The organism is Pseudomonas sp. TE6283, from assembly GCF_054060555.1.
Genome location: NZ_JBSSDH010000020.1, coordinates 29,010 through 51,793 on the forward strand (window position 1 = coordinate 29,010; position 22,784 = coordinate 51,793).

A 22,784-nucleotide genomic window follows, 5' to 3' on the forward strand; every position below is an offset into this window, starting at 1 on the left:
AAAGGGCGTCGAACCAAGAAGAGTACAAATGTATCCTTGCCGGCCTCCGGTAGCCGTGGTGCCTGCGCCCAAAAGTTTCTGCCGGTCTTCGCTGCTTAAAGAGACTTATATATGCAGGCTGCAACTTTTATAAACAGGGCACCAACGATTATCAGGTTTCGAGATTACCAGACCTTGACGCAACCACCCTCTCGCACACTAACGATCCTCATTAGAGATCAAACCCGTTATCGAAGCCATAAAAAATAATTAATCAAAAGGATTTAATCAAAAACAATAATTCGCAAAGCTTCTAATACCGCGGCGCATCCCCAGCGTTTCATCTAATGATTCCGGGCCTTTTGCCCTTGCAAAAGCGACGCGACCGACTAGTTTTGTGATTGTCTTTGCCAACACTACAACTACAACACGACCGCCCCTCAGAGCAGGAGAATCTATTCTTCCAGGCGACGCCTGCCGCTGCATGTAGTTACTGAAACGGAACTCAGTCAAAACAACAAGAGGGACGCTTGATGAAGCGCAGCCATGGCTATCGCGTGCTCTTTGAAAAAGGGCCGGCCGCCCATTTCTGGTTGTCTCTGCTGTGTTTCTCAGGGCTGGTTATTACCAGTTTCCTGTTGTTCGAACAGCAGATCCAGGGTTTCCTCACCCATCTTGACCTGTATCGCCCTTCAACCCCCGTCCAGATGTTCAACCTGGCACTGCTGCTGATCGCCTTGCTGGCCCTGGACGTGGTGCTGCCCGTACCTTCAAGCATGGTCGCGCTGCTGGCCGTGGCCACCCTGGGCAGCATCGGCGGTTACCTGACGATCTTCATTGGCCTGTGCCTGGGCGCCGGGCTGGGCTACGCGTTGGGTGCCGGGTATCTGCGGATGTTGTCCAGCCGCCTCGGCCTGCACCAACGCCAGCCGGGGCAACTGGCGTACCGCCTGGGCACGCTGTCGCTGATCTGTCTGCGCGGCGTGCCGGTGCTGGCGGAAACCTCGGTGGTGGCCGCCGGCATGCAGCGCTATCCGTTGCGCGCTTTCGTGCTGGTCACCACCTTGGCCAACGCGGGCCTGGCCTTGGCTTACAGCGCCATCGGCAGCTTCCTCGTCGAGCAGAACGCACTGCTGGTGACGATTCTCGCCAGCATGATCCTGCCCGGCCTGTTCATTGCCGGGTACAGCCTGTTCAAGGCCTTGCGCCGTCGCCAACCGGCACTGCCACTGCGCGGGCGCTTCACGGTCAGCTACGACTATCCGGTGCTGTTCACCGACCACCTGTTCGATCCGCTCAACCCCTGCCTGCATCGTCAGCTCACCGCCCAGCAGCGCGGTCGGGTGACGGTGCTGATCTTCGCCGATGAGCAGCTGCTGCGCTGCGCACCGCACCTGCCGGGCCAGATCGACGCGTACTTCGTCGCCCATGGCGCCGACCTGCTCCTGAAGGCGGCACCGATCGCCGTGCCCGCCGGCGAGCTGAGCAAGGACGCCCAGGTACTGCAGCAGCTGTATGCAGACATGCTGGCCCATGGACTGGACCGCCACTGCTGCGTCCTGGCCCTCGGCGGTGGCGCCGTGCTCGACGCGGTGGGCTACGCCTGTGCCACTTTCCACCGGGGCATGCGCCTGATCCGCCTGCCTAGCACGGTGCTGGCGCAGAACGACGCCGGCATCGGGGTGAAGAACGGTATCAATGCCTTCGGCCAGAAAAACCTGCTGGGCGCCTTCTATCCCGCCACCGCGGTGATCAACGACTTCCAGTTGCTGACCACCCTGGGTCACCGCGACCAGATCGCCGGGCTCGCCGAGGCGGTCAAGGTGGCGCTGATCAAGGACCGCACCTTCTTCGAGTGGATGGAGCGCCAGGCCGACGCCCTCGCCCGCTTCGACCACCCGGCCAGCCGCCATGCCATCCGCCGTTGTGCCGAGCTGCACCTGGGGCATATCACCGGCGCCGGCGACCCTTTCGAGCGCGGCAACGGTCGTCCACTGGACTACGGCCACTGGGCGGCGCATCGGTTGGAGAACCTCAGCCAGCATCGACTGCGTCATGGCGAGGCCGTGGCGGTGGGCATGGCCCTGGACGGGTTGTATGCCAATGCCCTGGGGCTGTTGGGCGATGCCGACAGCGAGCGGATCTTGAGCCTGTTGCTCAGGCTCGGCTTCAACCTGTGCCCTGCGGAGCTGAACCTGAAGGATGACCAGGGACGTTCGCGGGTGCTGCTGGGGCTGGAGGAGTTCCGCCAGCATCTGGGCGGCCAGCTGTCCATCCCCATGCTCAGCGGCATCGGCGCCTCGGTCGACCTCCACGAGATCGACGACGGCCTGATGGAACAGGCGCTGCTGCGCCTCGCTAGCTATCGCGGCAATCTGCTCGCCCTCGGCGAGGGCTGTGCGCAATGAGCCAGATGAAGACCTGGATGACCGTCGGCCGCGTTTCCAACCTGCCCACGGTATGGACCAACACCCTGGCCGCTGCACTGTTGGCCAGCAGCGCCGGGGCCCTGGCACCGCCCTCGTCGCTGGTGTGGATCCTGCTGCTGGCCATGCTGTCGCTGCTGTACCTGGCGGGCATGCTGCTCAACGACTTGCTGGACGCCGACTGGGACCTGCAGCATCACAACCCAAGGCCCATCACCCTGGGCTTGGTAAGCCGCCGTCAGGTGCGCCTGGCCACCTGGCTGGCATTGCTGCTGGCCGCAGCCGCAGCCCTGGGGCTGAGCCGGTTGATCGAGCAACCGCATTGGCTGCTGGCCAGCGTCACCCTGCTGGTGGGCTGCATCCTCGGCTACAACCTGCTGCACAAGAAATACGCCCACAGCGTCTGGTTGATGGGCGCCTGCCGCTCGGCCCTCTACCTCACCGCGGCGGCCAGCCTGGCGATGCCGGCCCAGCCCATCTGGCTGTGCGCCTTGCTGCTTGGCGTGTACATCAGCGGCCTGACCTACCTGGCGCGCCAGGAGCACCTCAACCAACTGCTCAGCCGCCTGCCGCTGGTGTTGATGCTGAGCCCCCTGGCCCTGGCGGCCTACGCCGACACCCTGTGGTTCTGGCCGGTGCTGCTGCTGTGGCTGGGCTGGCTGGGCTGGCACTACTGGCTGCACCTGGCCGATCCGCGCCGCCGCCAGGTGCGCGCCTTCATCGGCGCGGGGCTGGCGGCCCTGCCGCTGTTCGATGCCCTGGTGCTGGCAGTGGCCGACCAGCCCCTGGGCAGCCTGCTGTGCGTCCTGGTGTTCTTCCTGCTTCCACACCTACAGCGCTGGATCAAACCGACATGAACAGTGATATCGCTACGTCGACAACGGCGGCGCTCAAGATGCGCCACGACTGCCTGGCCGTACGGCACCAGGCCCTGGCCGCGCAGCTCGAACCGACCGAGTTGCAATGGTGGCACGAGGCCCAAGAGCGCCTCGGGCAGTCACCGGATGCCAATACCGCGGCACTGCTCAGCGGCCAGTGCAAACGCCGGATCCGCGAACGGGCCATGCGTGACGATGAGCATTGCAGCCAGCTGCAGCTGGCGCGCGCCCTGTTGCTGGCCCAGGTTCTCGGGGAGCAGCCCCAGGCCAACCAGTTGCCCTTGCTGCGCCAACTGTTCCTGTGGGGCGACGATCAGGAAAAGGTCGCGCTGCTCAAGGCCTTGGACTGGATCGACAGCTCGGGACTGTGCGTCCCGCTGGCCTTGCAGGCCGGGCGCACCAGCAACAGCGAGGTATTCGCCGCCCTTGCCCTGGACACCCCCTACCCATCCCGCCACTACCCGGAGCGTGCCTTTCACCAACTGGTGCTCAAAACGCTCGGCATGGGGCTGGACGTGCGGCGGCTGGTCGGCCTGGCGCAGCGTCACGGCGTCTGTTTGAACCAGCTGGCCCTCGACCTGCTGGACGAACAGCTTGCGGCAGCACGCACGGTTTCGCCCGGTTTGCACCTGGCCATCGCCTTCGACCTGCTCAGCCCGGCGCAACGCCAGCGCCTGCTTGGCCTTCACCAGCAAGAACGCCTGCCGTCGGCGTGGCATGACCACCTGGCCGACCGCCGCGAGACCTGATGCCTTCCCCTGACGAGGATTTACCATGCCCAAGTATTTCGACCCGCATATCCACATGGTCAGTCGCACCACCGACGACTACCAGAACATGGCCGCCGCCGGTATCACCGGGGTGATCGAGCCGGCGTTCTGGCAAGGTCAGGCCCGTACCAGCGTCGGCAGTTTCGTCGACTACTTCGATACCCTGCTGGGCTGGGAACGCTTTCGCGCCAGCATGTTCGGCATCCATCATTTCTGCACCATCGGCCTGAATCCCAAGGAGGCCAACGACCTGTCGGTGGCCAACGAAGTGCTGGAGATTCTGCCGCGCTACCTGGTCAAGGACGGCGTGGTTGCCGTCGGCGAGATCGGCTACGACGACATCACGCCCGAGGAGGATCGCTTTCTCGCGCTCCAGCTGGAACTGGCCCGGCAGTTCAACCTGCCGGTGCTTGTACACACCCCGCACCGCGACAAGATCGGCGGTACCAAGCGCACCCTGGCGGTGATTCGCGAAGTGGGGATTGCCGAGCACCTGGTGATCATCGACCACCTCAACGAACTGACCCTGCCGCTGGTGCTGGACAGCGACTGCTGGCGCGGCCACTCCATCTACCCCAACACCAAGATGTCGGAGCAGCGCATGGTGGCCCTGCTCAAGGAGTACGGCACCGAGAAGATGGTGGTCAACAGCGCCGCCGACTGGGGCATCAGCGATCCGCTGAAGGTACCCAAGACCGGTCAGGCCATGCTGGCCGCCGGTTTCAGCGAGGCCCAGGTGGAACAGGTACTGTTCCACAACCCGGTGGACTTCTTCGCCCAGAGCGGCCAGCTGGACAAGGCCCAGGTCGCCACGCCGCTGCCTATCGACCAGCGCCGCCGCTGGCAGGAAAACTCGGCCCTGCGTGGCCAGGATCCGGTGATCAAATGACCGCTGCCCGGGGTTGGACCGTCGCACAGCTCGGCTACTGCGCCAATGTGCATCCGGCACGCGACCTGGCCGCGCTGCGCGTCGCCATCGACCGGCACTTCCAGGGCGTGCGCAGGCTGCGCGGGCTCGACCAGCAGGACAGCGGGCTGTGGATCAGCGCGGCAGCCGCAAGCGAACTGCGGGAGCCGCCGAAACGGCGGGCGTTTTTCGATCTGCTGCGGCGCAGCGGGCTACGCCTGACTTCACTCAACGGCTTCCCCTATGGACAGTTCCATGAGGGCGCGGTGAAGGCGGCCGTCTACCTGCCCAGCTGGGCCGAGCCGCAACGGCTGGCCTACAGCCTGGACCTGGCGCGGCTGCTGGCCGAGGCCCTGCCGCCGGAGTGCCCGCAGGGGGCGATCTCCAGCGTGCCGCTGGGCTACGCCGCCCACTGGAGCCCGACGCTGCAGCACCAGGCCGAGGAGCACCTGCGCCAGCTCACGGCGGCACTGGCCCGGCTGCACCAGGAAACCGGCAGGAAGATCGTGATGTGCCTGGAAATGGAGCCGGACTGCGTGCTGCAGACCACCGACCAGGCCATCGCCTTCTTCCGCCACTGGCAAGCCGGCGACCCGCATCATGAGTACCTGGCGCTGTGCTTCGACGTCTGTCACCAGGCTGTGATGTTCGAGGACTGCCGGCGGTCTCTGGAAAGCCTGCGCCAGGCCGGGGTGCCCATCGGCAAGATCCAGCTGTCGAACGCGATGATCTGCCGCCTGCCGACCGACGACCCGAGCCGCTGCGCTCAGGTTCTCGACGTGCTGGGCAGCTTTGCCGAAGCCACCTACCTGCACCAGGTGCAGGCGCGCGACGTCCGGGGCCGCATCCAGTGCTGGGCGGACCTGCCGGCCGCGCTTGCCGCCTGTGCGTCGCAGCCTGGGCGCTACCCGGAGCTGAGGGTTCATTTCCACATTCCGCTGTTCAGCGAACACCTGCTGCTGCCCGAACTCGGCGGCAGCCAGATGGCCCTGGCGCAGACCTTCGATTTCCTGGCCGCGCACGAGGATGCGCGCCCGGTGCTTGAGGTGGAGACCTACAGCTGGGGCGTACTGCCCGCGCCAGTGCGACCCGGCGACGAACAGGCCCAGCACCGGGGCATCCGCGACGAGCTGCGTTGGGTCGAGGACCAACTGCGCCAGCGCCGCCTGCTGCGACCCCAGGTTCGGGAGGTACATGCCGATGCCCTCTGACTCGCCACGTCAACCGTTGCTGCTGATCAACGTGGTCGGCCTGACGCCCGCGCTGCTCGGCGCGGCAACACCGCACATCAACCGGTTGCTGCAATCGGCCAGGATGGCCAGCCTGAAACCGGTGTTTCCCGCCGTCACTTCCACCGTGCAGGCCTCGATCCTCACCGGCCTGCCACCGGCCGAGCACGGCATCGTCGGCAACGGCTGGTATTTTCGCGACCAGGCCGAGGTGCGCTTCTGGTTGCAGCCCAACGCCCTGATCCAGGGCGAGAAGGTCTGGCAGACGCTCAAGCGCGAGCTGCCGGGCTTTCGCTGCAGCCAGTTGTTCTGGTGGTACAACATGTATGCGGACGTGGACGCCGCCATCACCCCGCGCCCGCACTACCCGGCCGATGGCCGCAAGCTTTTCGGGCTGTACTCGTCACCGGCAACGTTGCATGCGCGGATCGAGGCGCAGATCGGCGCGTTTCCGTTCCCGGCGTTCTGGGGGCCGGCCGCCGGCATTGCCTCCAGCCGCTGGATCGTCGACTGCGCCATCGCCGAGTTCCAACTCGATCAACCGGACCTGCAACTGGTCTACCTGCCGCACCTGGACTACTGCCTGCAACGGCTGGGGCCGGATCATCCGTCGATCGCCGACGAGGTGCGGGCCATCGACCACGAGGTCGGCCGCCTGCTGCGCTTGGCCGAGGAACAGGGCGCGGCGGTAATGCTGCTGTCCGAATACGGCATCGAGGCGGTCAGCCAATCGGTGTCCATCAATCGCCTGCTGCGTACCGAAGGCCTGCTGCAGGTGCGTCAGTCATTGACCTGGGAACTGCTCGACCCCGGCGCCAGCGATGCCTTCGCCGTCGTCGATCACCAGATCGCACACATCTATGTGCGCCAGTCCGTGGACATCGCCAGGGTCAAGGCACTGTTGCAGCGCCAACCCGGCATCGAGCGGGTACTGGACAAGACCGAGCAGCGGGCCTGGCAGCTGGACCACCCGCGCAGCGGCGAGCTGGTGGCAGTGGCCGCCGCCGGTCACTGGTTCGACTATCACTACTGGCTCGACGCGCGCAAGGCACCGGACTTCGCCCGCACCGTGGACATCCATCGCAAGCCTGGCTACGACCCGCTGGAGCTGTTCATCGACCCGGCCATCCGCTTCCCCCGCTTGAGGGTGGCGCGCCGCCTGCTGCAGAAAAAGCTCGGCTTTCGTTACTACATGGACCTCATCCCGCTGGACACCACGCTGGTGCGCGGCAGCCATGGCCGGCTGCCCGCCAGTGAGCGGGAAGGCCCGCTGCTCATCACCAATTGTGACCTGCCGTTGCCGCAGCGCCTTGCGGCAACGGCGGTGAAACAACTGCTCCTGCAGCATTTCCTGGGGCACCCCTACACCGAACTGGCCAATGCCAAGGAGCACACATGCGGCGAGCCCTCTCAATAACCGTCCTCAGCGCACTGGCCGGACTGGTCCAGGCCGAGGGCACCAACAGCTTCGATTGCAATCAGTTCATGCAGTTCGGCGGCAACGTCGACCAGGCCCGCCAGGCGTTCGCCCAGGGGCCTGAAACCATGAGCTGGAACTGGTTCGTCTGCCTGAACCAGCCGGTCGAGTCCAACAGCCCCAACCGGGTCTGGGAAACCCTCAAGCCTTCGGATCAGGTCTACCTGAGCAATGGCGCCGCGCCGCTGCCCTGGGGACAGAGCCAGCCGGTGCCGGCTCCGGTGTTGCTGGCGGCCCAAGCACAGGGCCTGGACCTCAACCGCACGTTCCATAACCTCAACGCCGTCCAGCAGGTGGATGGCCTGATCCTCGAGATGGGCGGCGCGGTACCGACCGCGCAACAGGGCCAGCCGGTGCGCTTCCAATTGTTAATGGGCGAGGACACCTTCGACTACATCGTGCAGAAACAGGTGTACAACGTAAACGGCCAGGCCGCCTTGACCAGCAACCTGGACTTTCCCTCCACCGCCTGGGAGCTCAAGGCCGCCTGGCTGTGGATCGGCAACGACCCGAGCTACCAGCAGCAACTGCAAGACGATGGCTACTACATCGCCCAGGCTTACTACCAGCAGGACAACGGCCAATACCAGGTCGGCTACGCCGCGCTCAGCGGCCTGCACGTGGTCAACAAGCTGAACCCGCAATGGGTCTGGACCACCTTCGAGAATCGCAACAACGGCAAGTACACCGTGACCAACGCGATTCCGCCCACCCCGATGAGCAACAGCACCGGGCCGACGCCGGCGGCGCAGACGGCCAATACCGCCTTCCAGGCGCAGTACCCGCAGCTTGCCCAGTACGAACTGATCGGCACCCAGTCCGAGACCAATCCGACCCTGCTCGCCAACTCCCAGCTCGAGTCGGCCTTCCAGAGCCAGTCGTCCTGCTTCGCCTGCCACGGCACGGCGGCGTACTCCAAGACCAAGGGCTACTTCAACTTCGCCCAGAAGCAGCAGGACGGCATCGTCTACCCCACGGCCCCGGTACCGGCGTCCGAATTCGCCGGATACAACAAACTGGACTTTGTCTGGTCGCTGAAACGCGCCCAGTGGCAACGCTAAGGAGCAAGACATGAGCGTACTGAACTTTCCGCGCATCTACCTGGGCGGCCACATGTACTGGAACCCGCCGACCGCCAACAACAACGACATGTTTCCACTCTACGACGCCTCGAAGATGCGCCTGAACTGGCGCTTCCTCGAGTACTACGGGATCAACCCGGCGAATGCCGCCAGCAAGCTGATGCCGTGGGTGATCGCCCCGCAGATTCTGCTCGAGGCCCCCGAGTATGTCACCCAGGTGCCGGGCAACGTCGCGCAGAACCCCAGTGTGATGATCCCCGGCGAATGGAACCTGTTCGGTGACAACGCCTGCGGCACGGTCAACTACACCCCAACCGACCCCACCATCCCGGCGACGGCCTCCGTCATCACCGGCGGTGAACTGCCCGGCGGGGGTTACGTCAGCCAGGACCCGTTGATCAACCAGACCTACAACCTGTTCGGCAACCCGTTCGGCAGCGACGCGCCCACCCCGGCCCGCTTCGTCGACGTCAGCCCTTGGCAGAACACCTTCACGGCGCTGTATTTCGACCGGCTGGTGCTGGGCGATGCCCAGTGCGGCCTGACCCTCAAGCGCCAGCACCGCATGCTCGACCGTTTCCTGAACTTCAACTGGGCAAGCCTGGGTGGCCTGATCTACGTGACCACCACCTGGCAGACCTGCTTCCCGAAAGAGAACCTGAGCTGGGTGATCGGCAACTCGCAACTGCTGCAGAACCTGCAGCAACAAATGGAACAGCAGAACGCCAAGGGGCTGATGTTCCGCTTCTCCACCTACCTGACCTGCTACGACAAGAACGGTGTCTTCAACGACCAACCGCCCATCAATACCCATTCCACCACACCGGCGGATCTGGCCAATGTTCAGCAGATGTACCAGAAGGGCCTGGACAATGTCGGCAGCATCTTCTTCAACCCTGCCTACAGCCGTACCGCGGGCACCCTGGGCTTGTGGTTCGACGACGAGTTTCCCACGGCGCCGGCCGGGCGGCGGCTGGTTCCTTGCACGCCGGTGCAGTTGCAGAAGGACGGCGTGGATTTCAAAGCCATGACATTGGGCGTGATCTCTGCGCAGGTGCATGACAACACCCTGTCTCTGGACCTGCTCAACGGGTTCCCCAGCTATGCGCTTGATGCCCAGGCCAAGATACCGGTAGCGGCGAAGTTCAACGCTGGCAACTACCAGCTGGGGATACGCCAAGGCGGGCAGTTCACGCCGCTGGCCAGTTTCGGCTACGACGACTACCAGCAGGCAGCCTTTGACAAACGCTCAGGGATTCTCGACCTGCCGCTGAGCGCCGAGGCGCAAAAACAGCTGCAAAGCGGCGCGCTGGAGCTGCAGCAGCAAGGCGCGACGCCTGTGCAGGCGGCGACCCAGCAGATGTGGACCGCCGAGGTGGTCGAGAGTGCCAGCTTCATCGACGTCGGCGACAGCAAGACCTTGCAGATCATGGTGCAGTACGACGGCCTGCCCGCGCCGGCCGGCACCGTGCTGACGGTGGCCGAGTACAACAACGCCTACATGATGTGCACCACCGACTACTACCTGGCGTTCAGCAACCAGGCTGATTTCACGCTGTTTTTCGACGATCCGGACAACCGCGCCAACAATACTCCCAACCTGCCACAGTTTGTCGGTACGCCGTCACTCACCCGCCAGCTGAGCGAAGGCACGGGGCGTCGGCTCACAGCGATCCACCCCGCCGACTCGACCGTCGGCATGAAGCCGGTGAGCTACCAGCAGTACCTGCCCACGCCAGGCTCGGTGGCCCTGAGTCCCAGCCTGGCGTTCGCCAACCCCATCCAGGGCCAGGGCTCGCTGAAGGATGAGCCAAAGGGCAACGTGCAGTACAGCACCACGCAGATCACCACCGACGCCAACGGGATTGCCCTGCTGACCGTCAAGGCCGTGGCACCCGGCTTCCCGACCCTGCGCTTCTTCGTGCATGAGGGCGGGCAGGCGCCGCAGGTTCCGTTCAGCTTCAAGTTGTCACAGGCCTATACCGACTTCCTGGCGCCGCTGCGCGTGCTGCCGCAGGAGCCGGACATGCAGCAGGCGTTCGTCGATGCCTGGAACCTGGTCTACCAGCAGCAGGATGCCGGCCAGCAGATCTGGCAGCGCTTCATCTACCCGTTCATCCTGCAGCCGTTCTTCTACATGTACCCGATCATGAACAAGTACATGCCGCTGAACTCGCTGGCGCGCATAGAAGGCGCCGTGGACCAGCTCATCGTGCTGATCAGCAAGCAGTACCAGGAAGAGAGCACCCTGGCGATGCCGATCACCCGCGACATGCCGCAAAGCCGCCGGGCGGTGCTGGAGCTCTGGGCGCAGGCCCTGGTGAAACGCAACTACCCGCCCATCCCGCTGAGCATGAGCGACTACCCGCAGGCTTGACCACAAGGACCGCCGGGTGACGGGGCTGTCACCCGGCATACTTCACAGGAGTGTCCAATGAACAAGCGCATCCTCGACCGACTGTTGCTGCTGATCCTGCTGCTGTGCCCTGCGCTGGTCGCCCAGGCGGACGACAGCGCCGTCTACTTCACCATGGGGGTGCACAACTCCCTGGGCTGCGATGCGAGCAACGGCAATTGCATCGCCAAGCGCACGGCCAGCGACCCGTCCGATCCGTTCTTTCCGGCGTACTGGATCAGCGACTGGACCATGTACCGGGTCATGCGCAACTACCAGAACAACCCGCCGCCCTACAGCAACCCGCCCGCCACCCTGAGTCCGGCGGACTACACGGTCTCTCGCGGCACCAGCTACTACGACACCACCTACATTCCGCCGGACGGCGACGGCTTCGGCGCCATGATGGAGCACTACGAGAAGTACTGCCTGCCGATCTTCCCGATCCGCAACAACAATTACACCTGCTCGTTCGTCTCGCTGGGCAACAAGGCGTACTTCCTGACCTACCCGCAGGACCGCCCCAAGGACATGCCGGCCTGCTGCCTGTTCTCGCCGATGAACCATCCGCCGCGCCAGGACTTCATCAAGCACCTGCCCTACAGCGCCGCGCGCAGCCAGCACCTGGGCGCCAGCGTGCAGGCCTACGCCCTGGACCTGGACTCGCCCCAGGGGCCGATCCTGTTCGGTTATGCCTTCTACCGCAAAGCCTCGGGACAACCGCCCTACCGGCAACCGCAGTCGTTCTACTTTTCCGGGGACGCCAGCGTCGCCAATGCGCCGATCGTCAGCCAGAACTACACCGGTTTTCGCATGGTCAAGCCCGACCCGGCCCAGACCTGGGCGCGTGTCGCCGCCATGTGCCCGGCAAACCCGCCGCCCTGCCAGCTGTTCGAGCCACCCGCCGCGCAAAGCAACGGCCAGAAGGCGCAGTGGAACCAGCTGATGCAACGCAAACCTTGAGCAATGCGAGGGATCGCCATGAAACCGATGATGCGTTTTTCCGTGCTGCTGCTGGGCCTGGCCTGCCTGCCGGCGCTGGCCAGGGAACAGGCCTTGCCAGCGCCCCTGGCCACCCAGCTCAACTGCCAGCCACCGGCCAGTGCGCCGGCCCCCACGGCCGGCCAGGCGCAGTTCGACCAGTACAGCTGGCAACTGTTCATTGCCCTGAACTGGCCCGCCCAGGACCGCCGACGCGGCAATCCGGACTGCACCCGGCAACCCGGGGACGCCGGCTACACCGTCTGGCAGACCTACAAGACCGTTGACGAGATCTTCCTGCCGGGCGGCGCCGATCCGGGCCCCTGGAACAGCCCGCTGGGCCCTCGAAGCCTGGGCATCATCAACATCGCCGCGCTGAAGAACAGCTCGCTGGTCAACGCCATCGACCAGGCCGTCGGCGGCTGGCTGATCGACCAGGCCGGCAACCCGACCTACTACGACATCTCGGCCAACGAGGCGTCCTACAACTACATCGTCGGCAACCGCTTCTATAACGCCGATATCGTCTCCCGGGCGCGCAACATCCAGTTCCCCTACGGGGTCATCGAGATCAAGTCGAGCTGGCGCATCCTCGGACCCCGGGACAACGCCAGCCGCTACCTGACCATGCTGGCGCGGATCGCCACCTTCGACGACCAGGGCCGGCGCAACGGGGTCACCGAAGCCTTCCTCGGGCTGGTGGGCCTGCACGTCATCACCAAGGCCAAGGGTTATCCGCAGTGGATCTGGTCGACCTTCGAGCAGGTCGACAACGTGCCACCCAAGGCGCTGGTGAACGGCCAGTGGGTGGACCAGCCGGTGCCTGGCACCGCCTACGCCTACTTCAACCCCGCAGCGCCCGCCGCCAGCCTCAACCAGTCGCCCTGCAACTGGCAAACCCAGGGTACGCAGCTGGTCTGCGTGCCCCGTCCCGGCACCACCTTCAAGACCCCGAACCCGCTGAACCGGGTCACCCCGATCGCCGACATCACCCAGCAGGTCAACGCCAGCTACCGCGCCGCTCCAGGGCTGCAACGCAGCGTGCTGAAGTACTACCAGTTGATCACCACCCAACGCCCGCTGATGCCCGACAACCCCGGCAACCCGCTGGGCCAGCCGACGCCCGCGTTGTCGGCCAACGTCACCATGGAAAGCTACATCCAGCCCAACAGCAGCTGCATGAACTGCCACTCCATGGCGACGCCGGTGAAGAGCCCCTACAAGTCCGACTACTCCTACCTGTTCAAATTCGCCCATTCCCCCCTGGGCAAACCCATCAAGGACGAGGATTGAACCATGAGCATCCTAAATGGCCCACGCCTGAACTTCTGGGGTGGCATCCGTACCGATGTCAGCCTGCCGAACAACTCGCCCACCATCCCCTACGAGGACAACGATGAGTGGCCGATCTTCGACCTGACCACCTCGACCCTGGCCCCGGGTGCCCAGTCCTTCACCGACGATCAGTTGAACGCGATGCTCAATGCCCCGACGGGTGATTACTACACCGCCGGCGGCTGGAACCACTACGGGCAGCATGTCGTCGACCTGCAGAGCGCCGTGATCAGTTCCCAGGGCAGCCCGGGCAATGTCGGCACCACCGGCGACCTGGTGGGGCAGCCGGTGTACCTGCTCGGCTCGGTGGACCCGGTGACCGGGCAGGCGCCGGTCTCCGGGCCGATGATGGTGGACCTGGACCCGACCTCGACCACCACCACGCAGATATTCGTCGGTGGCCTGCAGATCGGCGCCAGCAGCAATATCCAGCTGCTGATCCACGGCAACACCGTCTGCAGCAGCCTGGATGTGAAGAAGCGCGTGCTGCTGCCCACGTCCATGGATGCACCAGGCTCGTTCCGCCTGAGCGGCACCTTCCAGCTGACCTTCCCACTCAGCAGCATCGTCAGCTGGAACCGCAACAGCCCCGGCCTGCGCGCGATCATCCAGGCGCCCGGGGCGACCGGGATCGTGCTGCGCTTCGTGATGTTCGAGATGTGCCCGGCCATGACTACAGCGCAACTGGACGCCGATTACGCCGCCGGTCGCTATACCCCCAACCCGAGCATCGGCCGGGTCATCGGCACCCTGGCCCCGGCCTTCGCCAATGAACCGCTCAATTGCCAGCCCGGTCGCCAGCTGGTGAACCAGAGCACCGGCAGTACGGCCTATGCCGAGCTGGGCGGCAATGGCCTGCTGAGCATCGACATGGTCAACCTGATTCCGAAGCAGACCTTCAGGGCCGTGCGCGATGACATCACCAGCCCCATCGGGCCCAACGCCAACTACGGGCCGGTCACCCTCACCGCCGGCGCGGTTCCCTTGGCCACCCTCGACCCGAACAGCAATCCACTGTTCAACTACTACGTGTATGGCGGCATCGTCGACCTGCCGCTCAACCCCAGCCAGCAACAGGCAGCGAAATCCTCGGTCCTGCACGTCGATGCGCCCGGCGCGGTCGCCGGCACCCTGCTGCATGCGTGCGAGTCGGTCTATCGGGTCTACGCCGACCAGCGCAACGTCTACACCGAGGACTACCCCAATGGCCTGTCGATCACTTTGCAGGTCCGCTACCTGGGCGGTCCGGTGACCACGCCCTGCAAGATCAACCTTGGCACCGCGCCCTCGGGCCCGTCATACGGCTCGCCGCAGAACTGGGACTTCCTCGATGTTCCCGACTCGCTGCCCGTCAACCCCGGCCAGCTCACGGTCAGCGTGCCCGTCAAGGTAAGGCCCGGCACCTCTGGGCAGGCCGGTTTCGTCGCCCTGAGCTACAGCGTCAACGGCCTGGCCGCCGGCGGCTACTTCACCAATTTCCGCAAATTCGCCCAGACCGACTTCGGCATCCCCAGGGGCAGCCGTGTCACCTGGCAGCAGGTGTACCCCAACGTGCTGCGGTTCCACTACCTGGCCTTCCCCGCCATGTCCCGCTACGTCCCGCTGAACCAGCCCGACGCGATCATGGCCGCCAAGGCACCGATCCTCGCCCGCACCGCGGATGCCTACAAGAACACCACGCTGTTCATGCCGGTGGTGCGCTCGATGTCGCCCAGCCAGCGGGCGCTGCTGCGTGCCTATCTGACCGGTGAGCCTTGGCAACCGCCACAGCAGCCGCACTGACCCCTTGTTGACGGAGCGTTCCCATGCCTGTGCTTGTCCCGATACATCCTGATGAAACCCTGCGGTCCAGCACGTTCATCGCCGAGGGCCTGCTCAACCCACGCGGCGTCTGCCTGCTGGCCGACGGTAGCCTGCTGCTGGCCGAAGCCGGCTCGGGCCTGGCCGAGCAGGCCTTCAGCGGCCGCATCAGCCAACTGCGACCGGACCCGCGCGCTCCCGGCGTCTACCTGCCCCGGGAAACCGTGGCCCAGGGTTTTCGCGCCATGAACATGCAGGCACGCATGTGGCGCGACGAAATCATGGGCCTGTCGGATATCGCCTGCGGTGATGGCCGTTGCCTGGCCAGCCAGACCGACTACGTCGGCGGCTCGCGGTTGCTGGACCTGCGGTTCACGCCGCCCGAGCCGGTGTTTCACAGCCACGGCAACCTCAATGCGCTGTGCTACCACCCGACCCGCTGCAGTTGGCTGGCGGTGAAGCCCGATAGCAACCAGTTGGTGGAGTTCGCCGACGGCCAGCAGGAGCATGTGCTGGTGGCATTGCCCGAACTGGACCAAGGCCAGGAGGCCGTGCCTGTCACGCTGGTGTACGAGCCGGCCACCGACGCGGTGCTGATCAGCCTGTTCTCCGGCGAGCTGCACGATGATCCAGGTCGCCGGGGCATCGACTTCGCCGACAAGGCCGGCCAGGTGATCCGGGTTTGGCCGGACAGTGGCCGGATCGACATCGTGATCGCTGGCCTGCAGCTGCCCACCGGCCTGGCGCTGGACCGCGACGGCAACCTGCTGGTGCTGGAGCTCTGCGACAGCCTGCAGCAACCCTTGACACCCGACTGGCAAGGCGAACCGCGGCATGGCGGTTTTACCCGTTTCAGCGGACGGCTCCTGCATTGCAATCTGCAAACGCAGCAGGTGACCGTGCTAGCCCGTGACCTGGACACCCCTTCCAACTTGTGCCTGGTAAAGGATGCGGTGCTGGTGAGCGAAGGCATGGGGCTGGTGGGGCGGGCACTGCCTACACCGGGAGGCGAGGTGGTGCCGTTGACTGGCAGGCTTCGGCGGGTGCAGTTGTAATTAGCTGCATCGGCCTCCTGAGCGCGGCCGATTGACCGCTGTATCTCAGGCTCCATCCTGAGCCTGAGATACAGTGCCATGTGATCTTCGAGCCTGAGTGATGCACGGTGCGAAAGCGTTCGACGTCGAGCATGCACGTGCACCATGCGTCGGGAAGACGGAGCGCTTTCAAATCATACTATTTAGCGAAAATATCGTACAAAACCTGCAAGAAGTCCTGAAATATATGATCAAAAGCGTTTTCATACATGGCACGTAGTACACAATTCGTTCTGCTTTGCAGCTTCAAATCAAAGGACCTGCGCAGCAATGGCCGTTCAGTCCTTGAGCTTCGCCGCCAACTCCCGGACCCGCTCGAGGTCGGCCTTGGCCACCTTGGCCAGGCCAGCCCCGTAGTCCGCATCCGCCTTGTAGAAGAACGACAGCATGATGTAGCGGCTCTGCTCATCCGCCGTCGCCAGTGCCTGGCCGAGGCTGTTGATCAGGTCGGCCTGGTCCTTCTTGCCGTAGGAACGGAACAGCTCGCCCGCCTGCTTGAAGTTCTGCTCGCGCTGGATCTTCGCCTGCTGGGTGCTGCCGCTCAGCGGGGTCTGCACGTAACGCGCGTCGGCCTGCTCGTCACGCGGCTGGCGGCGGCTCGGCTGGTAGTTCACGCCGCTGTCGGTGTGCCCGGCGTTCATCGCGCCATCCTGGTTGACGGTGTTGACCTCGGCACGCGGGCGGTTCACCGGCAGGCTCAGGCCATTGGCGCCGACCCGGTACATCTGGGTATCGGCGTAGGCGAACAGGCGCCCCTGGAGCAGGCGATCCTCGGATGGCTCGATGCCCGGTACCAGGTTCGACGGCGCCATGGCCACCTGCTCGGTCTCCTGGAAGAAGTTGTCGACGTTGCGGTCCAGCACCATCTGGCCGATCTTGCGCTCCGGCACGTCGGGCCAGATCTTGTCGCGTCCAGCGGGTCGAAGTCGAACTTGGCCAGCTCCTCGGGCTTGAGCACCTGGATGTACAGGTCCCATTTCGGCAGCTTGCCCTGGTTGATCGCACTGACCAGGTCGTGGGTCATATGGCTGTAGTCGCGGCTCTGGACCTCGGCGACCTGTTTCGGGTCGAGGTTCTTCTGCCCTTGCAGGCTCTTCCAGTGGAACTTGACGTAGTGCACCTGGCCCTTGGCGTTGACCAGCTTGTAGGCGTGCACGCTGTTGCCGTCCATCTCGCGGTAGCTGGCCGGCGTGCCTTCGTTGGAGTACAGCAGGGTCAGGGTGCGGGTGGCTTCCGGTACATGGGAGAAGAAGTCGAAGCGGCGCGAATCGTCATCGAGGTTGTTGCGCGGGTCCGGCTTGAAGGCGTGGACCATGTCCGGGAACTTGATCGCGTCGCGGATGAAGAAGGTCGGGAAGTTGTTGCCGACCAGGTCCCAGTTGCCGTCGGCGGTGTAGAACTTGGTGGCGAAACCGCGCGGGTCACGCAGGGTTTCCGGCGAGTGGTTGCCGTGCACCACCGAGGAAAAGCGCACGAACACCGGGGTCTTCTCGCCGGGGCGGAACACCTTGGCCATGCTCAGGTCGCTGATGTCGGCACTGGCGGTGAACTGGCCATGGGCGCCGGTGCCGCGGGCGTGCACCACGCGCTCGGGGATGCGCTCACGGTCGAAACGCTGCAGCTTCTGCAGCAGCTGCACATCCTGCAGCAGCACCGAGCCGTTGGGGCCGGCGGTCTGCGAGTTCTGGTTGTCGCCCACCGGCGCGCCGTTGTCACGGGTCAGGGTGGCGGCCTGCACGGACAGCGACAGCAGACTGGCGGCGAGGCTGCCCGCCACCAGCAGGCGACCGGGTTGGAACAGCTTGAGCAAAGGGATCATGGGGTACTCCTAAAGGTTCTTTTCAGGCGTCTTGATGCGCCTCGAAAAGGGTAAGGAGCCTGTCACCGATCACTAAATTGATCCTGCTCATCAGGGCAATGGGTAATTTCAATCCTGTTTTTTATTCGTGAATGCTATAGGCAGGCAAAGCAGGCCTGGCCAAGTTCACTAGAAGTCCACCTTGCCGCGCCCCGCCTTGATCGTGCCGCGCCTGGACTTCGAGTCGAGGCGGCGGGTCTTCGAACCGAGGGTCGGCTTGGTCGGCCGGCGCTTCTTCTCGACCTTGCCGGCGCCGATGATCAGCTCGGCCAGACGCTCCAGCGCGTCCATGCGGTTCTGTTCCTGGGTGCGGTACTGCTGGGCCTTGATGATCAGCACGCCGTCACCGGTAATGCGGCTGTCGCGCAGCGCCAGCAGCCGCTCCTTGTAGAACGCGGGCAGTGACGAGGCCGGAATGTCGAAGCGCAGGTGCACGGCGCTGGAGACCTTGTTGACGTTCTGCCCGCCGGCGCCCTGGGCGCGGATGTAGGTCAGTTCGATCTCGGCATCCGGCAGATGCACGTTGTTGGAGATGATCAGCATGGTGCGCCTCTAGTGATAGCGCGGCCATTATCGCATCTCCTTGGCGCCCTGGGGTGTCAGGCCTGTGCCATGCGCCGCCGGTACTGCCTGGCGCGAATGGCATCGGTCCATTGCTGGCGCAGCAGTGCCCACCAAGGCGAAACCCCGGGTTCGGGCGCCTTGGCCTCGCTCAGCCTGCGCAGCTGGAACTTGACCATGGCCATGTTGCCCAGCGAAGCCAGCGCCTTGTTCTTCCAGGTGATCGGGCGCAGTTCCGGCACCACCACCTGCCCCGCCTGCCACGCACGGGGCAAGGCCGGCGCGATGGCCAGGGCGGTGCCGATGCCGACCATCTCGACGCCGCTCTGCATCACCTGCTCGGCGACCGGTCGACGGCGGATACCGCCGGTGACCATCACCGGCATCTTCGCTACCGTGCGAATGTCCCGGGCGAACTCCAGGAAGTACGCTTCACGCGCAAGCGTGCGGCCATCCCGCGCCTGGCCCTGCATCGCCGGCGCCTCGTAGCTGCCACCGGACAGCTCCACCAGGTCGACCGCCAGCTCATTGAGCAGGCGCACCACCTGCCGGGCATCGTCAGCACTGAAGCCGCCGCGCTGGAAGTCCGCCGAGTTGAGCTTGACCGCCACAGCAAAGCCCGGCGACACCACCGCGCGCACCGCCTTGACGATCTCCAGCAGCAGCCGCGCGCGGTTGTCCAGGGAGCCGCCCCACTGGTCGGTGCGCTGGTTGCTCAACGGCGAAAGGAACTGGCTGAGCAGGTAGCCATGGGCCGCGTGGATTTGCACGCCGCTGAAGCCGGCCTGCTCGGCAAGCCACGCGGAGTTGGCGAAGCGCCGGATCACCTCGTCGATCATCTCCGGGGGCATCGCCCGCGGGGTGGCGAAATGCCTGGACATGTTGCCCAGGTCCAACGCCACGGCCGAGGGGGCCCAGGTCTGCTGCCCGAGGCTCGCCGGCATCTGCCGGCCGGGGTGGTTGATCTGCAACCAGAACTGTGCCCCCTTCGAGCGGCCAACGGCGGCCCACTGGCGAAAACGCTCCAAGTGTCGGTCATCCTCCAGCACCACGCCGCCGGGGCCGGTCATGGCGCGCTGGTCGACCATGACGTTGCCGCTGATGAGCAGTCCGGCGCCACCCTGCGCCCAGGCCTGGTACAGGCGCATCAGCCGATCCGAAGGCGCATGGTCGGCATCGGCCATGTTTTCCTCCATGGCGGCCTTGGCGATGCGGTTGGGGACGACCGCGCCATTGGGCAGGGTCAGGGGGGAGAACACGTCCATCGGCAATACCTCGAGAAAGTGGCGTTGCGCAGACGTTAGCCTTGAAGCCAACTTTAAGGTCAAGCCCTGGATTGGCGAACATTTGAGCATTGACTCTCAAGTTGGGTTGAACGTTAGGGTGATTGCGCAGTGACTGCCTCTACCCACCCCTGGAGATACCGCACCGTGAAACTCGCAAGCGCAACCGCCTTGGCCAGTGCCCTGCTGATGCCCGTCGCCCACGCCGCCAATGGCCTCCCTGAACACGCCGAAACCACGCAGATCGACATTGCAGGGCGCTCGGTGCCGGTGCTCAAGGGCGGGCTGTACGACCGCTACCGTTCCAACCCGCCGCTGGCCGTGATCCAGGCCGAGGCGCCGGGCATCGACCTGAGCTGGTTCAAGGGCCTGGAAAAGACCCGGGTCGACATGGGCTTTACCTCATATTCGCCGAACTTCTACTACAGGAACAGCCGCGTCACCGCCGTCTATACCGCCGACCTGGACCGCCTGCGCGCCCTGATGCCCGCCGAAGTGCTGGAACAAGTGCAACCGTTGCAGGTGTGGCCGGGGCGCGGGCTGGTGGCGTTTACCGCCTACACCTATGACTACTGCGACAACGACAGCTACAACGAAATCGCCCTGTCGATCATCACCAGCAAACCCGGCAAGGCGAACTTCGGGCCCTTCTCCCTGATCGGCCAGTCGATGTCCAAGGATTTCTGGGGTTATGTGCTCAAGCTGCCGGTCAATACCGAGCTGGCGCGGGTGCGCGGCGTGGTGGGCTACAACCTGCCCAAGTGGCTGACCGCGATCGACCGCCGCGAGGATGCGCGGGCTGTGATCTACGACATTGGCGATGCGCAGAGTGGCAAGGTGGATGTGATCTTCAGGGCGAAGAAGCTCGACGGGCTGTCCGATGAACCGGGCCTGGTGACCAACAGTTTCACCAACCTCGACCACCAGGGCCGGCTGGCCTATGGCTATGCCACCTCGCGCCAGACCCTGCATGCCTCGAGCATGAGCGGGGATTCGGCGCAGCTGGTGCTGGGGGATGGCGAACTGTCGCGCTATATCCGCGATCTGCAGCTGGGGCGGATGGTCAAGTACGAGTATGTGCCCGAGTTCCAGAGCGCGCTGTATGCGCCCAGGCCGCTGGCGGCGCTGGCCTCGGGCGACTGAGACGGAACGTGATTCCTTGATTTGACTGGGTCTGCGTGGGAGCGGGCTTGCCCCGCGATGCGGTGCATCGTGCCGAATGATCGCGGGGAAAGCCCGCTCCCACGCTGGTGGCATCTACAACTTTGAACGCTGGGCAAGCTCCTCGCGCAACCGCTCCAGCACCCGTTGCGAGTTGTCCACGCAAGGCATGCCCTCGGGCTTGCTCTCGATCCCTTCGATCACCAGCAGCAACTGCGCCTTGTTGCGCGCCAGGCGCTCCTGCAGCCGCTCGATCTCGTCGACCTTGCGCTTGAGCCCGCCAAGCAGTTCGTCATGCTGCCAGCCCTTGGCCTTGGCCGGCAGCAACTGGCGGATCTCCTCCAGCGAGAACCCGGCAGCCTGGGCGTTGGTGATCATTTCCAGCACCCACACCGCGTCGGCGTCGTAGTCGCGATAGCCATTGGCCTTGCGCTCGACCGAGCTGATCAGCCCGCTGGCCTCGTAGAAGCGAATGCGTGACGCGGCCAGCCCGGTAAGTTTGGCCAACTCTCCTATTCTCATCCGGCACCTTTGAAATTGCATTGACCTTGAAGCGCACTTTAATCCTAGAGTTGTCCGGTGGCCAGGTGAACCATCACCGGCCTGACCGCTCCACACCCTGGAAACAAGGAGAAGCGAAATGGGATACGTCACAAGCAAAGACGGTGTCGAAATCTTCTACAAGGACTGGGGACCACGTAACGCCCAGGTGATCTTCTTCCACCACGGCTGGCCGCTGAGCGCCGACGACTGGGATGCCCAACTGCTGTTCTTCGTCGCCGAGGGCTATCGCGTGGTCGCCCATGACCGCCGTGGCCACGGCCGCTCGAGCCAGGTCTGGGATGGCCACGACATGGACCACTACGCCGACGATGTGGCCGCAGTGGTCAAGCACCTGGGCGTCGAGGGCGCGATCCATGTCGGCCACTCCACCGGCGGCGGCGAGGTGATCCACTACATGGCCCGCCATCCCGAAGACAAGGTGCCCAAGGCCGCGATCATCGCTGCGGTTCCTCCCTTGATGGTCAAGACCGACAGCAACCCCGGCGGGCTGCCCAAGTCGGTATTCGATGACCTGCAGGCCCAGCTCAAGGCCAACCGGGCGCAGTTCTACCACGACATTCCGGCGGGTCCGTTCTACGGCTACAACCGCCCCGGAGCCAAGGCGGACCAGGGGGTGATCCTCAACTGGTGGCGCCAGGGCATGATGGGTGGCGCCCAGGCGCACTACGACGGCATCGTCGCATTCTCCCAGACGGACTTCACCGAGTCGCTGAAGAAAGTCAACGTCCCGGTACTGGTGATGCATGGTGACGACGACCAGATCGTGCCCTACGACAATTCAGGGCCACTGTCGGCCAAGTTGCTGCCCCAGGGCATCCTGAAGACCTACAAGGGCTACCCCCACGGCATGCCGACCACCCACGCGCAAGTCATCAACCAGGATCTGCTGGCGTTCTTCCGCGCCTGACCGACGGGTCAACGTCCGACGTCGATCCTGAGATCGGACGTTGGCCCGAATGAACCTGTCCCGTCTCCCGACGCTCTGAGCTTTTAACCCCCAAGGC

General features: G+C 64.7%; 17 protein-coding genes and 1 pseudogene. 14 read left to right on the forward strand and 4 right to left on the reverse strand.

Annotated features, from left to right (window positions below; translation table 11 throughout):
• Positions 1–512 precede the first annotated feature (512 nt).
• Genes ACVWZ5_RS21660 through ACVWZ5_RS21715 form a run of 12 tightly spaced genes read left to right on the forward strand, consistent with a single transcriptional unit; the run spans position 513 to position 16,314 of the window.
• Positions 513–2,387, forward strand: a complete 1,875-nt coding sequence (locus tag ACVWZ5_RS21660; RefSeq protein ID WP_280070616.1) for a 3-dehydroquinate synthase — start codon at positions 513–515, stop codon at positions 2,385–2,387.
• 5 nt (positions 2,388–2,392) lie between these two features.
• Complete coding sequence (locus tag ACVWZ5_RS21665) at positions 2,393–3,262, forward strand: UbiA family prenyltransferase (protein WP_374119868.1); 870 nt, start codon at positions 2,393–2,395, stop codon at positions 3,260–3,262.
• The gene (locus tag ACVWZ5_RS21670; protein ID WP_062573999.1) at positions 3,259–4,032 is read left to right on the forward strand and encodes an EboA domain-containing protein; all 774 of its coding nucleotides are present in this window, start codon (positions 3,259–3,261) and stop codon (positions 4,030–4,032) included. The genes ACVWZ5_RS21665 and ACVWZ5_RS21670 overlap by 4 nt, the downstream gene beginning before the upstream one ends.
• A 25-nt stretch (positions 4,033–4,057) precedes the next feature.
• Positions 4,058–4,942 carry a TatD family hydrolase gene (locus ACVWZ5_RS21675; protein WP_062573998.1) on the forward strand — a complete coding sequence of 295 codons (885 nt, stop codon included), beginning with the start codon at positions 4,058–4,060 and terminating at the stop codon, positions 4,940–4,942.
• The gene (eboE, locus tag ACVWZ5_RS21680; protein WP_280070615.1) at positions 4,939–6,171 is read left to right on the forward strand and encodes a metabolite traffic protein EboE; all 1,233 of its coding nucleotides are present in this window, start codon (positions 4,939–4,941) and stop codon (positions 6,169–6,171) included. The genes ACVWZ5_RS21675 and eboE overlap by 4 nt, the downstream gene beginning before the upstream one ends.
• On the forward strand, positions 6,161–7,606 hold the full coding sequence (locus tag ACVWZ5_RS21685) for an alkaline phosphatase family protein (RefSeq protein ID WP_457340850.1): 1,446 nt from the start codon (positions 6,161–6,163) through the stop codon (positions 7,604–7,606). The genes eboE and ACVWZ5_RS21685 overlap by 11 nt, the downstream gene beginning before the upstream one ends.
• On the forward strand, positions 7,585–8,727 hold the full coding sequence (locus ACVWZ5_RS21690) for a hypothetical protein (protein ID WP_062362262.1): 1,143 nt from the start codon (positions 7,585–7,587) through the stop codon (positions 8,725–8,727). Before ACVWZ5_RS21685 ends, ACVWZ5_RS21690 begins: the two co-directional genes overlap by 22 nt.
• Before the next feature lie 10 nt (positions 8,728–8,737).
• Positions 8,738–11,125, forward strand: a complete 2,388-nt coding sequence (locus tag ACVWZ5_RS21695; protein WP_084942302.1) for a hypothetical protein — start codon at positions 8,738–8,740, stop codon at positions 11,123–11,125.
• A gap of 57 nt (positions 11,126–11,182) precedes the next feature.
• Positions 11,183–12,106: a hypothetical protein gene (locus ACVWZ5_RS21700; protein ID WP_343580309.1), complete on the forward strand. Its 924-nt coding sequence runs from the start codon at positions 11,183–11,185 to the stop codon at positions 12,104–12,106.
• A gap of 18 nt (positions 12,107–12,124) precedes the next feature.
• Positions 12,125–13,417, forward strand: a complete 1,293-nt coding sequence (locus ACVWZ5_RS21705; protein WP_457340839.1) for a hypothetical protein — start codon at positions 12,125–12,127, stop codon at positions 13,415–13,417.
• Positions 13,418–13,420: 3 nt separating this feature from the next.
• Complete coding sequence (locus ACVWZ5_RS21710) at positions 13,421–15,241, forward strand: hypothetical protein (protein ID WP_343580312.1); 1,821 nt, start codon at positions 13,421–13,423, stop codon at positions 15,239–15,241.
• Between the two features lie 23 nt (positions 15,242–15,264).
• Positions 15,265–16,314, forward strand: a complete 1,050-nt coding sequence (locus ACVWZ5_RS21715; RefSeq protein ID WP_084942306.1) for a hypothetical protein — start codon at positions 15,265–15,267, stop codon at positions 16,312–16,314.
• A 317-nt stretch (positions 16,315–16,631) separates the two neighbouring features.
• Here ACVWZ5_RS21715 and katB read toward each other — a convergent pair.
• The 3 genes and pseudogenes from katB to ACVWZ5_RS21730 form a co-directional block, all read right to left on the reverse strand.
• Positions 16,632–18,172 (reverse strand): annotated as a pseudogene (gene katB, locus ACVWZ5_RS21720) (catalase KatB).
• A gap of 168 nt (positions 18,173–18,340) precedes the next feature.
• On the reverse strand, positions 18,341–18,754 hold the full coding sequence (gene arfB / locus ACVWZ5_RS21725; protein ID WP_084942307.1) for an alternative ribosome rescue aminoacyl-tRNA hydrolase ArfB: 414 nt from the start codon (positions 18,752–18,754) through the stop codon (positions 18,341–18,343).
• Positions 18,755–18,810: 56 nt separating this feature from the next.
• A complete protein-coding gene (locus tag ACVWZ5_RS21730; protein ID WP_028688797.1) occupies positions 18,811–20,037 on the reverse strand; it encodes an NADH:flavin oxidoreductase/NADH oxidase family protein in 1,227 nt (408 codons plus the stop codon).
• Between the two features lie 207 nt (positions 20,038–20,244).
• Here ACVWZ5_RS21730 and ACVWZ5_RS21735 point away from each other — a divergent pair, with 207 nt between their 5' ends.
• Positions 20,245–21,198 (forward strand): acetoacetate decarboxylase (ADC), encoded by a 954-nt coding sequence (locus tag ACVWZ5_RS21735; protein ID WP_084942329.1) that lies wholly within the window; start codon positions 20,245–20,247, stop codon positions 21,196–21,198.
• A gap of 114 nt (positions 21,199–21,312) precedes the next feature.
• Here the strand turns inward: ACVWZ5_RS21735 and ACVWZ5_RS21740 are convergent, their stop codons facing one another.
• Positions 21,313–21,738 (reverse strand): MerR family transcriptional regulator, encoded by a 426-nt coding sequence (locus tag ACVWZ5_RS21740; protein WP_062573988.1) that lies wholly within the window; start codon positions 21,736–21,738, stop codon positions 21,313–21,315.
• Between the two features lie 118 nt (positions 21,739–21,856).
• Between ACVWZ5_RS21740 and ACVWZ5_RS21745 the strand changes: the two genes are divergently transcribed.
• Complete coding sequence (locus ACVWZ5_RS21745) at positions 21,857–22,687, forward strand: alpha/beta fold hydrolase (RefSeq protein ID WP_028688795.1); 831 nt, start codon at positions 21,857–21,859, stop codon at positions 22,685–22,687.
• Positions 22,688–22,784: the final 97 nt, after the last annotated feature.